Below are 14049 nucleotides of genomic sequence, written 5' to 3'. Positions count from 1 at the left end.
TTGCGATGAACTCGAAACCGCACGTCCTCGTGGCCGGCGGCGGATTCGCCGGACTGGAGACGGCCTTCGGGCTGCGCCACCTGCTCGGCGACCGCCGGCTCCGAGCCGTTCGACGCCGACGACGAGGCCGTGGTGAACGCTCTCGCCGGGGCCGCCGGTGTCGCGATCGAGAACGCCCGCCTCTTCGGCCAGCTGCGCGGTCAGCGGCGAGCGCGAGCAGGCTGGTGAGGCGAGGCCGAGGCGCGGGTCGGTGGCGTAGGTGGCCATGTTGAGACCGATGGTCCCGAGGACGAGCAGGAAGCGCGGGGCCGACCGCTACCGGCCGGTGCTACTTGGAGGGCGGCTCAGGAAAATGGTCCGTCTCCGGGTGCGAACGACACCGGTCGGCCGCCGTCGAAGTCCTCGACGGCGGCCGGTGCCGGATGCCGGCGGGTGGGTGCGGCGGTGGGTCAGCCGGCCGGGTGCAGGGCGCGGGTGGCATCCGTGTGGTGGCCGAGGTGGCTGGTGACGTCGACGACGCCGTCCACGCCGCGGCACAGGCGCTCGACCATCGCCGCCTGGCCGCCGTGGCCGAGCGCGCCGGTGAGGGTCACGCGGCCGTCCTGCACCCGGACGTCCACGATGTCCGGGGCGATGCCCAGGACGCGGCGCAGGACCTCCGCGCGGATCTCCTCGCGGATCGCCGCGTCGCGGCGCAGGAACACGCGGAGCAGGTCGCTGCGGCTGACGATGCCCACCAGGCGGCCGGCCTCGTCGACGACGGGCAGGCGCTTGACGCGCTTACTCTGTATCAGGCGGGCCGCTTCGACGACCGTCCACTCCGGGCGCGCGCACACGGCCGGGGCGGTCATGAGGCCCACGGCGGTGGTCGCCCGGCTGCGGGCGCGCTCGCGGGGCGGCAGGTCCGGGGTGAGCAGCAGTCCGGCGGGGTCCTCCTGGGCGGCCTCGTTGAGCAGCAGGTCGGCTTCGGAGACCAGGCCGAGCGGCCGGTCCTCGTGATCCAGGACGGGCACGGCGGTGATGTCGTGCTCGGCGAGCAGCCGGACGATCTCCTTGAAGCCGGTGTCGGGCTGTACGTGCACGACGGCCGGGGTCATCAGTTCTCCCACGATCCGGTGTCGCATGGTCGGTTCACTCCTTTCCGATCGGCGGCACGGCCGCGCGTCGGGTGCTGGGTGTGCGGGTCAGTCGTTCCGGTGGCGGACCACGACGACGGGGCAGGGCGCGTGCTGGACGCAGTGCTGGCCTACCGAGCCGAGCAGGGCTCCGGTGAAGCCTCCGTGGCCCCTGCTGCCGACGACCAGGAGTTCGGCTCCGCCGGCCGCGTCCAGCAGGCACGCGGCGGCGCCGCCCTCCTGCACCCGGGTCCTGATCCCGGCCGGGGCACCGGAACCGGTCACCTCCCTGACGCTGTCGTCGAGGACCTTCCGCGCGATGCCCGGAAGGTCCTCGTAGGCCTCGATCGGCACCGTCCATCCGGTGGCCACCGGGTGCTGCCAAGCGATCAGGGCCTCCACCACGGCGCCCTGCATGCGGGCCTGGCCGACGGCCCACCGGAGTGCGTCAACCGATGCCGGCGATCCGTCGACACCGACCACGATCCGCTGCTCCGGTCCGGTCTTCTCGCTCACGTGCCTTCTCCTTCGCGTTCTCGTTGGTCTCAACCATCGGCACTGCCGGCGAAGTTGCGAAGGACCGAACGGGTCCCGAAGGCCGGGACCTTCAGCCCGGCCCCTGCCGCTTGGGACTCGGCCGCCGTAGCGTGCCGTGGTTCGAGCCGTTCCCAGGGCCACCTCTTGATCAGCCGGAGCCTTGGAGCTCTTCACGAGAGCGAGGACCCTGAGAACAGCTGGCGCCACGGACGGCTGATGGGGCGGTGCGCCTGCCTCAGCCCAGCGCTACCCTCCAGCTCCCCGATGAACCTTCAACGCTCGCGACACAGATGTGCGGGCCAAGACAGTCGGAGCCACTGACACCACGCCGCCTCGCGCACAGTCCGGAACACAGACCCGGGTAGCCACGCCGTGATCTGTAGCCAGCGGCGTCCCGCGAGGCCACCAATTCCGCCTCCCCCAACCCGCGCCCGAGCGGTCGCGGGTGCGCAGTGAGCGCAGCCGCCAGAGCAGGACGAGGCCGTCAGCAGGTAGCCCGAGTCTCGGCCACTCCCCCCGTTCCAATCACCGCAAGATGCAGACTACTTCTGCGTGCGGCCGAGCAGCCGGGCCAGGGTGGCGGCCAGCTCGCACAGTAGTCCGATGGGGGCCGCGTCCCTGCAAAACCGCTTTGGATGACCAATCGCCAATCCCAGGTGAGTTCGCAGCCAATCTACACGCCCGGACCACCAGGGCCGTGGCCCGACCTGCAAATTCAGCAGCGGCCAACACGCGCCACATCAGGATGCACTGCACGCCACGACCAGGCCGCAGGCACTCCGATCTCGACCGGTCAACATCCCGCCAAGCTGACCCGCCCGCACCATCACGCTCATGCAGGTCTAGACCTAAAGGTCTAGACCTGCATGAGCGTGGGGTGTGAACGAGTGAGGGGCCTGCTCTCACGACAGACCCCTCACTACCGTCACAGGCTCACTCACCAGACAGCCGCTGCTGCCTCACCCGCGCCTGCACCTCCGACACCTTGAACTGAAGCTTCGCGTTCCTCCCACTGCCGAACCGGTAAGGAACAAGCCCCACCCGAGGCGCATCCCGATACACCCCCGCCGTGGACATGTTCAGGTACTCGGCAGCCTGTTTGACACTCATGAACTGGTCAGGCACGGGCTCCTCCTGTGTGACCAACCGGATTTGACGGAGCCCAAATATCGGTGGAGCGGGTGACTTGGTCGCGCCGCCACCGCGTGATACGGAGCACGCAGAAGCCCGTCGTCATCTGACCCGGTCACCGAGCGTGCCCGAACGAGGCGCGCACTTCGACCTCATCGATCCGCAGTCGGCGGAGTGGCCGCTGATCACGAACGCCGTGCGACGACTGCTTGCCTCGGGCGCGTCGCCGAAGCGATTGATCTCCAACTTCCGGAGGGCTCCTAGCCGTGCCAGGGCGTTGCCCGGATCTCGAAGCCCGTCAGGCCCTCGGGTTGTTCTTCCCAGACCAGGACCCGGTCCACGATGGCCAGTGGCGGCCCCTGCCTGGTCCACTCGACCAGCCGCTGGACGGCGGCCGGGCTCCCCTCGAACACGGCCTCGACGGTGCCGTCCGGCAGGTTCCGCACCCAGCCTCGCACGCCCTGCGCGGTTGCTTCGTGACGGCAGGTGTCGCGGTAGAAGACCCCCTGCACCTCGCCGGAGACGATCACTCGGCTGCGGATCATCGCCCACTCCCTACGGTGTCCGGGTCACGGTACGGCCCGCCCGCGCGGCGGCGGCCGCGAACGCCCTCGCGTCGAGCACCGCCGCACCGCCCAGGTCGTTGTTAAAGTACACGTAAACCTCGGCCGAGTCCGCCCAGCTGTCGGCGATTCGGCCCACCCAGCCGGCCAGCGCCTGCCGCCCGTACCGGGGCCAGGGCCGGGCCCGACCGGCGTGGCAGCGCAGATAACCCCATTCGCAGGTCCGCCACAGCGGGGTGACCGGGCGTGACTCCCGGTCCGCCCAGCACAGTGCGGCCGCCCGGCCGGTCAGCACCGCACGGATCTCCGGCGTCCACCAGGACGGATGCCGCGGCTCGACGGCGACCCGCACGCCCGCCGGGAAGGCGGCCAGACAGCCGTCCAGCAGCTCGGCATCCGCGTGCAGCGTGGGCGGCAGCTGGAGCAGCACCGGGCCGAGCCGCTCCCCGAGCCCCTGCGCCGCCGCAAGCAGCCGCTGGACCGGCTCGGCCGGCTCGTGCAGGCGCTTGATGTGGGTGAGGTAGCGGCTGGCCTTCACCGCGAACACGAAACCCTCTGGGGTACGGGCGCGCCAGTCGGCGAAGGTGTCCGGCGAGGGCAAACGGTAGAAGGCGGCATTGCTCTCCACCGTGGCGAACCGCTCGGCATACTCCTCCAGCCAGCGTCGCTTGGGTGTCCCTTCCCGATAGAGCACCCCGCGCCAGTCGTCGTACTGCCAACCCGAGGTACCGACGATCACCGACATATCTCCAGCAAACACCCATCTGCCGGACCAGGCCCTTGATGAAGATCACAAGCCGTCGCGTCCGGGCACAGGACGGGGAGAACTCCCGACGGCCGGCGACCACCCGATCAGGACTTCCGTTCAACGCACTGCGCTCCAGATCGGAACCACAACAGCTTCTATGCCCATCCAGGCTCAGTGGAGGTCGGCGCGGTTGCCGCGTGCTGTCCATCCGTAGTGCGGCAAACCGGTATTGCGGGTGAGGATCGCTCCGACGCCCCGCTCATCACGGCGAGGCGAGTGAGACGTCTCCGACGCCTGCGCCCGTGACGGGGCGAACGTCCAGCAGTGGACCTCCAACGGCACCTACGCCCAGAAGTGGTGGCTCGAACGGGTCTGACACGACAGCAGCGACCCGAACCTCGCCGATCGTGTCCGGCGGAGCACCAACGGCGAGACTTCTTGCCCGCCGGACACCACACTCGCCATAAAGCCCAAGAACCCGGCAGACCGTTGTGGCCCGGTCGTATCGGGTCGTATCGGGATGCGCCCCGATCAACCGCTTGCGCGGGTCGCGGTGGACTGACGGCAGGACGTTCCACGCGGCAGGGCAGAGGCCGGGTACCGACATCTGGGCTTCAAACGGGGATTCCGCAGGCTGCACGGCCTGTTCGGCCCAGATCGTCTTGCCGGTCGCGGTGTAACGGGTGCCCCAGGCGTTTGCCACTGAGGCGATCGAGCTCGGCCGAATCGCCATGAGGGGCGTCCGGGCCGCGGCCGACCCGCGCGTGCACCTGCCGGGTTACCAGAGCGGGGTCGTTCGAGCGACCTTCCCGGCCTGATCACGTGATACCGAAGGCGGCGAGCGGGGGCGGGGGCGCCCGTCGGGGCCGCCGAGTCCCGCCCCCGTATCTGTGGCGCCGTGCGATTCCCCCAGGACCGGTTCAGGCGGTGGGACGGGCCCGGGTCTGTCGGCGGAGAGCGCGTGACAATCGATTGCCGTGGTGCACCTCGGTGCATATGGTCTACGCATGTCGCAGCCGGATCAGTCGCCTCCCGGGACCGTGTGGGCCGAAGGGCTGTTGCGGGAGGTGTTCCCCGACGCCGAGGTGATCGAAGTGGTGCCGCGTACGGGCGGCCAGTTGAGCGCGGTGTACGAGATGCGCTGTGCCGACCCTGCCCACTGCGCGATCTTCAAGGTGTATGCGCCCGAGTGGGCGTGGAAGCAGGCAAAGGAGGTTCGCGTCTATCGGATGCTCGCGAGCCTTGGATCCCTGCCGGTGCCGAGCGTGCTGCACCACACGCCGGGCGGAGGGCCTGGAGGCCGGGCCGTCACGGTCCTGAGCCTGCTTGAGGGGCGTCCGTTGTCTGAGGCGTCGAAGGATCTGGACCCGGCACGAATCCGGTCGTTCTACCGGGAGATGGGCGCCGCCTTGGCCACGATTCATCAGATCGGCCAGGAGGCCTACGGGTATGTGACCGACCGCATCCTCGATCCGCGCTTCGACAACGGGAGCTACATGCGGCGCCAGTTCGCCAAGAAGCTCACGGAGTTCAAGGTGCTGGGCGGCGACGGCCGGCTGCACGACGCGGTCGCGCGGCGGGTCGAGCGTGACGGGGCGCTGTTCGACAACTGCGAGACCGCCGTGCTCTGCCACAACGACCTGCATGAGGGCAACGTGCTCGTCGCACGGCGTCCGGGCGGCTGGGAGGTGACCGGCGTGATCGACGTCGAAAACGCGATCGCCGCAGACCCGCTGATCGACCTGGCCAAGACCGACTACTACTCCCTCGGCCGCGGCGAGCCGGAACGCAGCGCGCTGTTCGAAGGCTACGGGCCGCTTCCCGCCGACGCCGTCGAGCGGCTCGAACTCTACCGGCTTTACCACGCGGTCGAGTTGTGGGACTGGTTCCGTTCGATCGGCACGGTCGGGCCCTTGGGTGGTATCGCCGATGACATCGCCCGGCTGGCGGGCTAGGCAGCCCGGTGCACCGGGGCGGCGGCGTTCGAGCGGTCCGGTTCGATCACGTGATGCCGAAGGTGACGCGTGGGCGACGGGGGTCGCGGGCGGTCTTGCCGTTGACGGCCAGAACGCGCAGGGTTGCCGGTCCGGATCCCGTACCGGTTCGTACACGCGGTCGGCGAGTCAGCCGCCGACCGCGGCGTCCGGGGTCCGCCTGTTCGGGGCCAGGTTCGGCTATGACTTCGGGTTCACCCAGCACGAGAGCGTCACCGCTGACGCCACGCTGCGCCGCGTCGCCCGGCAGATCCCGGCCATGCTGGTCCTTGCCTGGCGCCTGGCCTGGCGGGCCGATCGGCGGGCCCTGGTCGGCGTGGTGTGCGCCGAGGTCGGCCGCGCCGCCTTCGCCGCGGTCGCGCTGGTGGCGACCAACCGGGTGCTGGCCGAGCTGCTGGCCGGCGGTAGCGCCACGCGGAGTCTGCACCGCGCGCTGGTTCCGCTGCTGGTCGCGGGTGCGGCGACCGGCGCGGCGAGCTGGCTGTCGTCGGCCTCCACGTGGGCGGCGGCGGTCCTGGAGCCCCAGGTCGAGCGGATCACCACCCGACGCTGCTGCGGCACGCCGACTCGGTCGAGCTCGCCGCCCTGGAGGACGCGGAGTTCGCGCGGACCCTGGAGAGTGCGCGGTTCGGAGCGGACTCGGTCCGGCGCCTGATCAGCGAGGCCGTTTCCGTGTTGGGTGCCGTGCTGACCATGACGGCGACCGCCGGGGTGATCCTGTCGCTGAACGTGGCACTGCTGCCGATGCTGGTGCTGATCGCGCTGCCCCGGGCCTGGGGCGCGGTGCGCACCGCCCGGCGCCGGCACGCCTCGGTGATGGCCTGGCTTCAGCACGCCCGCGCCTCCAACTTGATCTGTCAGCAGGTCACTGCCCCGCAGAACGCGGCCGAGTTGCGGGTGCACGGGGTGGGCCGGTGGCTGCTGGAGTGCTACGAGGAGATGGCGCGCACCTCCGAGCGGGAGCGCCGGCGCCTGGCCGGGGCGGCGGCCGCGACCTCGGCCGGCGCCTCCGCGGCGTCCGGCGCCGCCTCGCTGGCCACCTTCGCGCTCCTGGGCTGGCTCGTGCTCGCCCACCGGCTGCCGATGGCCGGTGCGGTCACCGTCATCGTCGGCATCCGCAGCGGCGCGGCGACCGTCGGGACCCTGTTGACCGGCGTGAACCGCATGTTCGAGGAGTCGCTGTACGTGCGGGACCTCGAGCGGCTCGGTACGGCCGCCGGCGAGCGGGCCATCCCCGCCGGGGGTGCGGACCTGCCGCAGCGGCCCGCCGAGATCCGCCTGGAGAAGGTGACGTTCACCTACCCCGGCCGCACCTCGCCGTCCCTGAGCGGCGTGTCCCTGGTGATCCCCCGCGGCAAGGTCGTGGCCCTGGTCGGCGTCAACGGCGCCGGCAAGAGCACCCTCGCCAAGCTCCTCGTCGGCCTCTACCAGCCCGACGAGGGCCGGATCCTGTGGGACGACGTGGACACCCGCACCGCCGACCGCCGCCGGCTGTTCGCCTCCTGCGTCCTGTTCGCCCAGGACTTCGTCCGCTGGCCCTTCACCATCCGGGCCAACACCACGGCCGGGCGCCCCGAACACGCCGAGGACGGCCAGGCCCTCCAGGGCGCGGCCGACTTCGCCGGTCTCCAACCCCTGCTGAGCGAGCAGCCGAACGGCTGGGACACCATGGCGGCCAAGGGCTTCACCGGAGGCGTCGAGCTGTCCGGCGGCCAGTGGCAGAGGATCGGAACCGCCCGCTCCGCCTTCAGGTTCTCCACCATCGGCCCCGGCGCGAGGCCCCCGCACCTGGTGATCGCCGACGAGCCGACCTCCGCGCTCGACCCGGCCGCCGAGATCGCCGCCTTCGACCGCATCCGCTCACTGGCCGCACAGGGCATGACGGTGGTCCTGATCACCCACCGCTTGGCCGCCAGCGCCGCCGCCGACCTGATCTACGTCCTCGACGGCGGCGAGCTCGTCGAACAAGGCACCCACGACCAGCTCATGGACAACAAGCCGGACCCGGACCGGCCCGGGAGCGGCAGCTACCGCACCGCCTACCTGCTCCAGGCCCGCCAGTACGGCAACACCCCACTGCCCGGACAGCGCCACCCCCGCACCCCCGACGCCGACCGGACGTGATTGCCCGACAGGGTCGGCCGCCCGACGACGATGCCCTGGACGACCAGGGCCGGATCGCCATGGTCCGCTACCGCAGCTACGTCCACGGCGAGGTCCTCACCCCGCCCGGCGGCAGCCTCGACCCGGGCGAGGACCCGCTCGACGCCGCGCAGCGCGAGCTCAAGGAGGAGACGGGCATCGCGGCCACCACGTGGAGCAGACTCGGCGAGATCGCCCTGATGACCACGTGCACCGCCCGCCTCCTTCCCGCCGCTCTCGGGCAGCTCGCGCACTGGCGGCACCGACGGACCTGCCCTCTGGCCGTGTCTCCAGCGTGCTCCCGCCTGCTCGACCAGGCCCAGGCCGCCGAAAGCCATCCCGGTCTGCGGAAAGTCTGGATCGACGGCGGGTACCCGCCCGTACGCGATGGACACGCGGCAAGGCTGGGACCCACGGGCCCGCCGTGGCGGTCCGCGGAGGATGCGCGGAGTCGAGACTCGGCCTGGCAGCACGTCGATCCGCTCACCTGTCGCGGCGTCGATCAGGACGGTCGCGTAGCGGTGTCGGCGACGCAGGTGAAGTCGTTCGCCCCAGGACCGTACCGACGCGCTGTCCAGTAGACCCGGTGATCTATCGGCAGCCACACCGTCCGCCGCGCGCCGCGGAGACGCCTGGATACGGGCACTCCCAGAAGTACGTATGAGAGGACAATGCGACCTGCCGCGCGCAGGACGGGGAACAACCCGTCACCGGCGGCTCCGTCTCCGGGCCGGCGGCAGGCTGGGCGGCCAAGGTCGCCGAGGAACCGAAGGCCGGCAGCCGGAGGTGGTTGAAGAGCAGGTTGAGGGTGAACGCGAGGATCGCCGTCAAAGTGATCGGGCTGCCGAGGACGGTCTGCGCCCACGCGGGGAAGTCCTTGAAGAACACCTCGTTGCCGTGCGGGTCGGTGGCAACGGCCGGCAGCAGGCCCACACCGAGCGAGACCGCGACGATCAGGAGGTTGTGGTTGCCGTTGAACTCGACCTTCCTCAACGTCTGTACTCCGACCGCGGTAACCATCGCGAACATCACCACGGCAGCCCCGCCGACCACCGGCTCGGGGACGGCCGCGACCAGCGCACCGACTTTGGGTACCAGGCCCATCACCAGCAGGAAGCAGCCCGCCACCGCCACCACCCACCGGCTGCGCACCCCCGTCATCTGCACCAGGCCGACGTTCTCCGCGTACGCGGTGTCGGGGAAGGAGTTCATGCAGCCGCCGAGCACGGCGGACAGGCCGTCGGTGGCGAGGCCGCGCGCGATGTCGGCGTCAGTCAGCTCCTTGCCGGTCATCTCGGCCACCGCGAGCATGTCCGCAGTGGACTCGGCATAGGTCACCAGCATCACGATGCACATCGAGACGATCGCCGCCACATCGAACCGGGGCGCACCGAAGTGGAACGGCGAGGCGATGCCGAACCAGCCCGCAGAGCGAACCCCGCCCAGGTCGAACAGGTGCAGCGGGATCGAGGCCAGCGCACCCAAGACCAGCGCCAGCAGCGGCGCGAGCTGACCCAGGAAGCCGCGCAGCAGCCGGCTGAACAGCACGATCAGCGCGATCACGCCCAAGCCGAGCGCGAGGTGCGACAGCTTCCCGTAGCCGTCGGCCGAGGTGTCGTGCCCGGCGATCATGCCCGCCCCCGGGCCGATCAGCGAGAGCCCGATGATCATGATGACCGTGCCCGCCACCAGCGGCGGGAAGAACTTGATCATCTTGGCGAACGGTTTCGCGATGAGCAGACCGAACACGCCGGACACGAGCATCGCGCCGTACACCGTGGGCAGTCCGTGCCCGGCAGCGATGGTGATCATCGGACTGACCACCGTGAAGGTGGCGCCGGCCACCACCGGCAGCCGGACACCGAGGACGCGGGAGACGCCCACCGCCTGAATGACCGTCGCGATGCCGGCGACCAGCAGGTCCGCGTTGACCAGCAGCGCGATCGTGCGCAGGTCGAGTTTGAGGGCGCTGCCCACGATGAACGGGACGGCGACAGCGCCTGCGTACATGATGACGACGTGCTGGAGACCGAGGAGCGCCAGCCGCGGTACGGGCGGCACCTCGTCGACGGGATGGGCCCGCGCGGGGCCGGGGTTGGCGTTCTCTGACTCGCTCTGCGAGTGCATCGGAACCTCCGTTGTACGCGGACAGCGTCGCACCGAGTCAGGCGCGACGACGGGAAGCTCCCGGCGGCAGCAGCGGCGCCAGGATGAAGAAGGGAGACGAATGTCGCCGGGGGCGTTGATCCCGCCTGGTGCACGGGTGCCGACATCCGGATGTGGAGACTTTAGAGGCCGAGCCAGTGATCCGGGCCACTGTACGATCCACCACTTGGTCGGACCACACGGCCACGTCGAGATGTACCTTCCACCACACCTGACAGCCGCTCCATCAGCTGTGACAATCAGTCAAACTCGCCGAAACAAACCACTGCTCTCATGAGCAGGCGATTCCGGAGAGCCGCGACCCCACCCGCCCACCGGGCACAAGGCGCAGCCAACGAGCACTGTCGCAAACAGTCGACGCCCGAAGGACTCTGTCGACTCACCCCCGGCGAGCCCCGAGCTCCACGTCCGTGCGGCATGCGATTTCCGCATGTACAGAAACCATTGAGGACGGTCCGATGAACCCCACCCCACGAGAGATCGACAAGCCGTACGCCTACGTGGTGGCCGCCCCCCCGGGGGGGCGATCGCGACCGCCCGCCCCAGGTGACTCACCGACCAGCCGCGCGCCCTGGCCGAGGGTCGTCAGCGCCCCATCTCAACCTCGGCTACGGGAGCGCCTGCGACAGCCCAGCGCCACGTGACTCGGCCGCCGTCCGGACGTCCCGTGCACGGTTCTCCCGGCCCGACCGCCTGTCCGGCCGCGCCGCTTTGCGAGGGTCGACAACGTCCACTTCACCCGGGACAACCCGAACGTGCCCTCCGACCTTGAGCAGATGCCCCACCTGCTCGACTTCCTGGAGCACAACGGCACTCTCGACACCGCACACCACAGCCCGCTGATCGCCCACACCGGCAACGACATCCTCACCCAGCTGACCGGCCTGTACGGCGGCAACCACGGGCAACCGGTGTCCAACTCCTACCGGTACTACAAGCCTGACGGACAAGGCCGGCAACCCCGGCTTCCCCGGCTTCGACTCGACGTCCGCCGCCAACACCCTCGGCTACCTCGCCACCATGCAGGAAGCCGGCGTGCCGGTCACCTACGGCTACATCTCCGACGCCCACGACCGCTACCCCGGCGGCAGCGCCTTCGGCCCCGGCGAAGCCGGATACGTCGCCCAACTCAAGGCCTACGACCAGGCCTTCGACGGGTTCTTCCAGCGCCTGGCCAAGGACGGCATCACCCCCGCCAACAGCCTCTTCGTCGTCACCTCCGACGAGAACGACCACTTCGTGGGCGGCAAGCCCAGCCCGGCCGACTGCGACGGCGTCACCACCCCGTGCAGCTACCGGCAGATCGGCGAGATCACCGCCAACGTCCACGGACTGCTCGCCACCCAGCAGCACCTCACCACCCCCTTCCAGCTGAAGTCCGAGTCCGCCCCGAGCTTCTACCTCGACGGCGACCCCGCCCCCGACACCGCCACCACCCGCGAATTCGAACGCGCCGTCTCCAAGCTGACCGCGGTCAACCCGATCACCGGCACCACCGAACCGAGCAGCCACCAACTCGCCGACCGCACCGAGATGAAGATCCTCCACATGGTCACCGGCGACCCCCTGCGCACCGCCACCTTCACCGACTTCCTCGACCCGAACTACCTCGCCGTCGCCGGCGCCGCGAACTGCGCGACCCCCTGCGTGGGCCTGAACGCGGAGGAGGCGTGGAACCACGGCGACTTCGCGCCCGACATCAACACCACCTGGCTCGGCCTGGCCGGCCCCGGTGTCAAGCGCCTCGGCGCCACCGGCACGGTCTGGTCCCACGACACCGACATCCGCCCCACCATGCTCGCCCTGCTCGGCCTGCACGACGTCTACGCCCACGACGGCCGCGCCCTGACCGAGTTCCTCACCCCCTGCGCACTCCCGAAGGGCCTGCACGCTGCCGACCAGGACGACAACCGGCGACTGGCCACCGCCTACAAGCAACTCAACGGCGGAGTAGGAGAGTTCGCCTCGGCCACGCTGTCCGGCGCCACCCGCGCCACTGCCTCCGACACCCCGGGCTACACCGCCTACCGCGACACCGGCGCCCGGCTCGCCGCCCTCGGCGACCAGCGCGACCGGCTCGCCCGCCGGATCGGCATCCTCCTGGACGACGCCGCCTCCGGCACCGGCCGCATTCCCCCGGCCACCGCCCGCGACCTCGCCCGGCAGGCCGAGGACCTCATCCACCAGGCCGACAGGCTCGCCCGCGGCGGACCCCACCACGCAGCGGTGGGCGGGACTTCCCCGCCCACCGCCGCGGCATCTCCACCAGCCGCCCGACCCGCAAGGTCCCGGGCGGTTCCTCCCATCCTCTCCCCGCTTCCGGAGACAGCACCCATGCCCCGAACCCCCGCCGGCCGTGCGGCCCTGGCCGCCACCGGCCTCTGCGGCCTGCTGGCCAGCAGCTGCGCCGCCGCCCCGGCTCCCGACAACTCACCGACCGCCCTGCGGGCCCGACTGCCGCAGTCGATCCGTACCAGCGGCGAACTGCGCATCGGCTCGCACCTGACCTACGTCCCGTACGTCATGGTGGCGGCGCCGCCGATGCCGCCGGGCAAGGCACCCGCGCCGGTCAGCACCAGCGAACAGCGAACCACCAGCGACGCTCGCTGAGGCCGTCCTGGCAGTGGCACTGCCGCAGGACGCCGGGCCGGGTGAGTGTGGTCGGCGAGTCGGTGGTGCCGGTGAGGGGGTTGACCGCGGTCAGCTCGGAGACTGCGCGTTCGAAGTCGCGGGTGGCAGCGGCCTCGGGGGTGGGGTTGCCTGCGCGGGTATGGACGGACACCACCGCACCCGCCATACTCCGCTACTGACCAGTAGCAGAGGGGGGCGGTAGTGACCGAGCATGCCCATGAGGCGTTGACACACCTGCGTGATCCCAGCCAGTTCCAGTGGTACGTGATCCCCCTGCTCCTTGTGGTGATCTACGTCTATGCATCGGAGATCCAGCGACGGGACTGGAACGTCCTCCTCGCCGGGCTGGCGTTCTGGGGCATGGACTGGTTCAACGAGATCTGGAACTCGCTGGTGTTCCACCTCACCGGCCGCGCGCCCGTATGGGGAGCCGTCGGGCGGACGGCCTATCAGATCCTGATCGGGCTGAACATCGAGATCTGCTTCATGTTCGCGATCATGGGAGTCGCGGCCGCGAAGATGCTCCCGCGCGATCCCGCCCTGCGCATCCTGGGGATACCCAACCGCTGGCTGCTCGCGGGAGTCAACTCCGCGCTCTGCGTCGCAGTAGAGCTTCTCCTACACCAGGCAGGCGCGCTGACTTGGGACTGGAGCTGGTGGCAGGCTGCCTGCCCCTGGCTCATCTGGCTGCTGGGCTACCTTCCCTTCTTCGTCGTCGGCTTCCGGGTCCACGACATGAAGCGCCTCCGCAGCAAGGTGATCACCGTCGGCGTGATCCTGGGTGTGGACGCGGCCGCGCTCACGCTGTTCGGCGCACTGGGATACCTCTGACGCATCGTCGTCCCCGACGCGACCGCGTCCCGGAGCGAAACTCACTCGCGACCGCCCGCAGCCGACCGTTGCCGCCGTCTCTTCCCGCTCATCTGGTGTCAGACATCCCATGCCGTAGCGGTGTCAAGCTGTGGCTGGGAGGGTTGCGTGGTGTGACCAGGCGGTGGCCTCGTCGTAGAGGGTGCGGGTCT

The 14049-nt window shown here is 70.3% G+C and carries 13 protein-coding genes and 1 pseudogene; 6 read left to right on the top strand and 8 right to left on the bottom strand.

The window, feature by feature from the left end:
• From ACH4E7_RS43985 to ACH4E7_RS43960, 6 genes are all read right to left on the bottom strand, one after another.
• Positions 1–267: hypothetical protein (locus ACH4E7_RS43985; RefSeq protein ID WP_396254843.1), on the bottom strand; the 267-nt coding region annotated here is incomplete at its 3' end.
• Positions 268–449: 182 nt separating this feature from the next.
• A complete protein-coding gene (locus tag ACH4E7_RS43980) occupies positions 450–1124 on the bottom strand; it encodes a CBS domain-containing protein (protein WP_396254842.1) in 675 nt (224 codons plus the stop codon).
• 60 nt (positions 1125–1184) lie between these two features.
• Complete coding sequence (locus ACH4E7_RS43975) at positions 1185–1631, bottom strand: universal stress protein (protein ID WP_396254841.1); 447 nt, start codon at positions 1629–1631, stop codon at positions 1185–1187.
• 954 nt (positions 1632–2585) lie between these two features.
• Positions 2586–2777 (bottom strand): hypothetical protein, encoded by a 192-nt coding sequence (locus ACH4E7_RS43970; protein ID WP_396254840.1) that lies wholly within the window; start codon positions 2775–2777, stop codon positions 2586–2588.
• A 266-nt stretch (positions 2778–3043) separates the two neighbouring features.
• Positions 3044–3328 (bottom strand): acylphosphatase, encoded by a 285-nt coding sequence (locus ACH4E7_RS43965; protein WP_396254839.1) that lies wholly within the window; start codon positions 3326–3328, stop codon positions 3044–3046.
• Positions 3329–3338: 10 nt separating this feature from the next.
• Entirely contained in the window at positions 3339–4091 is a 753-nt protein-coding gene (locus ACH4E7_RS43960; protein WP_396254838.1) for a DUF72 domain-containing protein, read from the bottom strand.
• A 1010-nt stretch (positions 4092–5101) separates the two neighbouring features.
• Between ACH4E7_RS43960 and ACH4E7_RS43955 the strand changes: the two genes are divergently transcribed.
• The 4 genes and pseudogenes from ACH4E7_RS43955 to ACH4E7_RS43940 form a co-directional block, all read left to right on the top strand.
• Complete coding sequence (locus ACH4E7_RS43955) at positions 5102–6049, top strand: phosphotransferase family protein (protein ID WP_396254837.1); 948 nt, start codon at positions 5102–5104, stop codon at positions 6047–6049.
• A gap of 298 nt (positions 6050–6347) precedes the next feature.
• Positions 6348–6743, top strand: a complete 396-nt coding sequence (locus tag ACH4E7_RS43950; protein WP_396254836.1) for a hypothetical protein — start codon at positions 6348–6350, stop codon at positions 6741–6743.
• Between the two features lie 38 nt (positions 6744–6781).
• Positions 6782–8212: an ATP-binding cassette domain-containing protein gene (locus ACH4E7_RS43945; protein WP_396254835.1), complete on the top strand. Its 1431-nt coding sequence runs from the start codon at positions 6782–6784 to the stop codon at positions 8210–8212.
• A pseudogene (locus ACH4E7_RS43940) lies at positions 8209–8412 on the top strand (NUDIX hydrolase); the annotation flags it as partial. The gene ACH4E7_RS43945 and the pseudogene ACH4E7_RS43940, both read left to right, overlap by 4 nt.
• A 409-nt stretch (positions 8413–8821) precedes the next feature.
• Here the strand turns inward: ACH4E7_RS43940 and ACH4E7_RS43935 are convergent.
• Positions 8822–10357, bottom strand: a complete 1536-nt coding sequence (locus ACH4E7_RS43935) for a nucleobase:cation symporter-2 family protein (protein WP_396254834.1) — start codon at positions 10355–10357, stop codon at positions 8822–8824.
• Positions 10358–11416: 1059 nt separating this feature from the next.
• Between ACH4E7_RS43935 and ACH4E7_RS43930 the strand changes: the two genes are divergently transcribed.
• The gene (locus ACH4E7_RS43930; RefSeq protein WP_396254833.1) at positions 11417–13006 is read left to right on the top strand and encodes a hypothetical protein; all 1590 of its coding nucleotides are present in this window, start codon (positions 11417–11419) and stop codon (positions 13004–13006) included.
• Here the strand turns inward: ACH4E7_RS43930 and ACH4E7_RS43925 are convergent.
• Positions 12966–13181, bottom strand: coding sequence for a hypothetical protein (locus ACH4E7_RS43925; RefSeq protein ID WP_396254832.1), 216 nt, complete (start codon positions 13179–13181; stop codon positions 12966–12968). The two genes, ACH4E7_RS43930 and ACH4E7_RS43925, sit on opposite strands and share 41 nt — an antisense overlap.
• A gap of 47 nt (positions 13182–13228) precedes the next feature.
• On the opposite strand from ACH4E7_RS43925, the gene ACH4E7_RS43920 reads away from it, so the two are divergent.
• A complete protein-coding gene (locus tag ACH4E7_RS43920; RefSeq protein ID WP_396254831.1) occupies positions 13229–13858 on the top strand; it encodes a hypothetical protein in 630 nt (209 codons plus the stop codon).
• Positions 13859–14049 lie beyond the last annotated feature (191 nt).

The organism is Kitasatospora sp. NPDC018058, from assembly GCF_044327205.1.
Classification (GTDB): domain Bacteria; phylum Actinomycetota; class Actinomycetes; order Streptomycetales; family Streptomycetaceae; genus Kitasatospora.
Note: the sequence above shows the minus strand (reverse complement) of the source record. Positions and strands in the feature narration are given on the sequence as shown.

Bases quoted from the DNA above. Each gene is read 5' to 3' on its own strand.
- ACH4E7_RS43950 (WP_396254836.1), top strand. From the start codon at position 6,348: ATGCTGGTCCTTGCCTGGCGCCTGGCCTGGCGGGCCGATCGGCGGGCC.
- ACH4E7_RS43965 (WP_396254839.1), bottom strand. From the start codon at position 3,328: ATGATCCGCAGCCGAGTGATCGTCTCCGGCGAGGTGCAGGGGGTCTTC.
- ACH4E7_RS43935 (WP_396254834.1), bottom strand. From the start codon at position 10,357: ATGCACTCGCAGAGCGAGTCAGAGAACGCCAACCCCGGCCCCGCGCGG.
- ACH4E7_RS43930 (WP_396254833.1), top strand. From the start codon at position 11,417: ATGCAGGAAGCCGGCGTGCCGGTCACCTACGGCTACATCTCCGACGCC.
- ACH4E7_RS43960 (WP_396254838.1), bottom strand. From the start codon at position 4,091: ATGTCGGTGATCGTCGGTACCTCGGGTTGGCAGTACGACGACTGGCGC.
- ACH4E7_RS43945 (WP_396254835.1), top strand. From the start codon at position 6,782: ATGACGGCGACCGCCGGGGTGATCCTGTCGCTGAACGTGGCACTGCTG.
- ACH4E7_RS43980 (WP_396254842.1), bottom strand. From the start codon at position 1,124: ATGCGACACCGGATCGTGGGAGAACTGATGACCCCGGCCGTCGTGCAC.
- ACH4E7_RS43955 (WP_396254837.1), top strand. From the start codon at position 5,102: ATGTCGCAGCCGGATCAGTCGCCTCCCGGGACCGTGTGGGCCGAAGGG.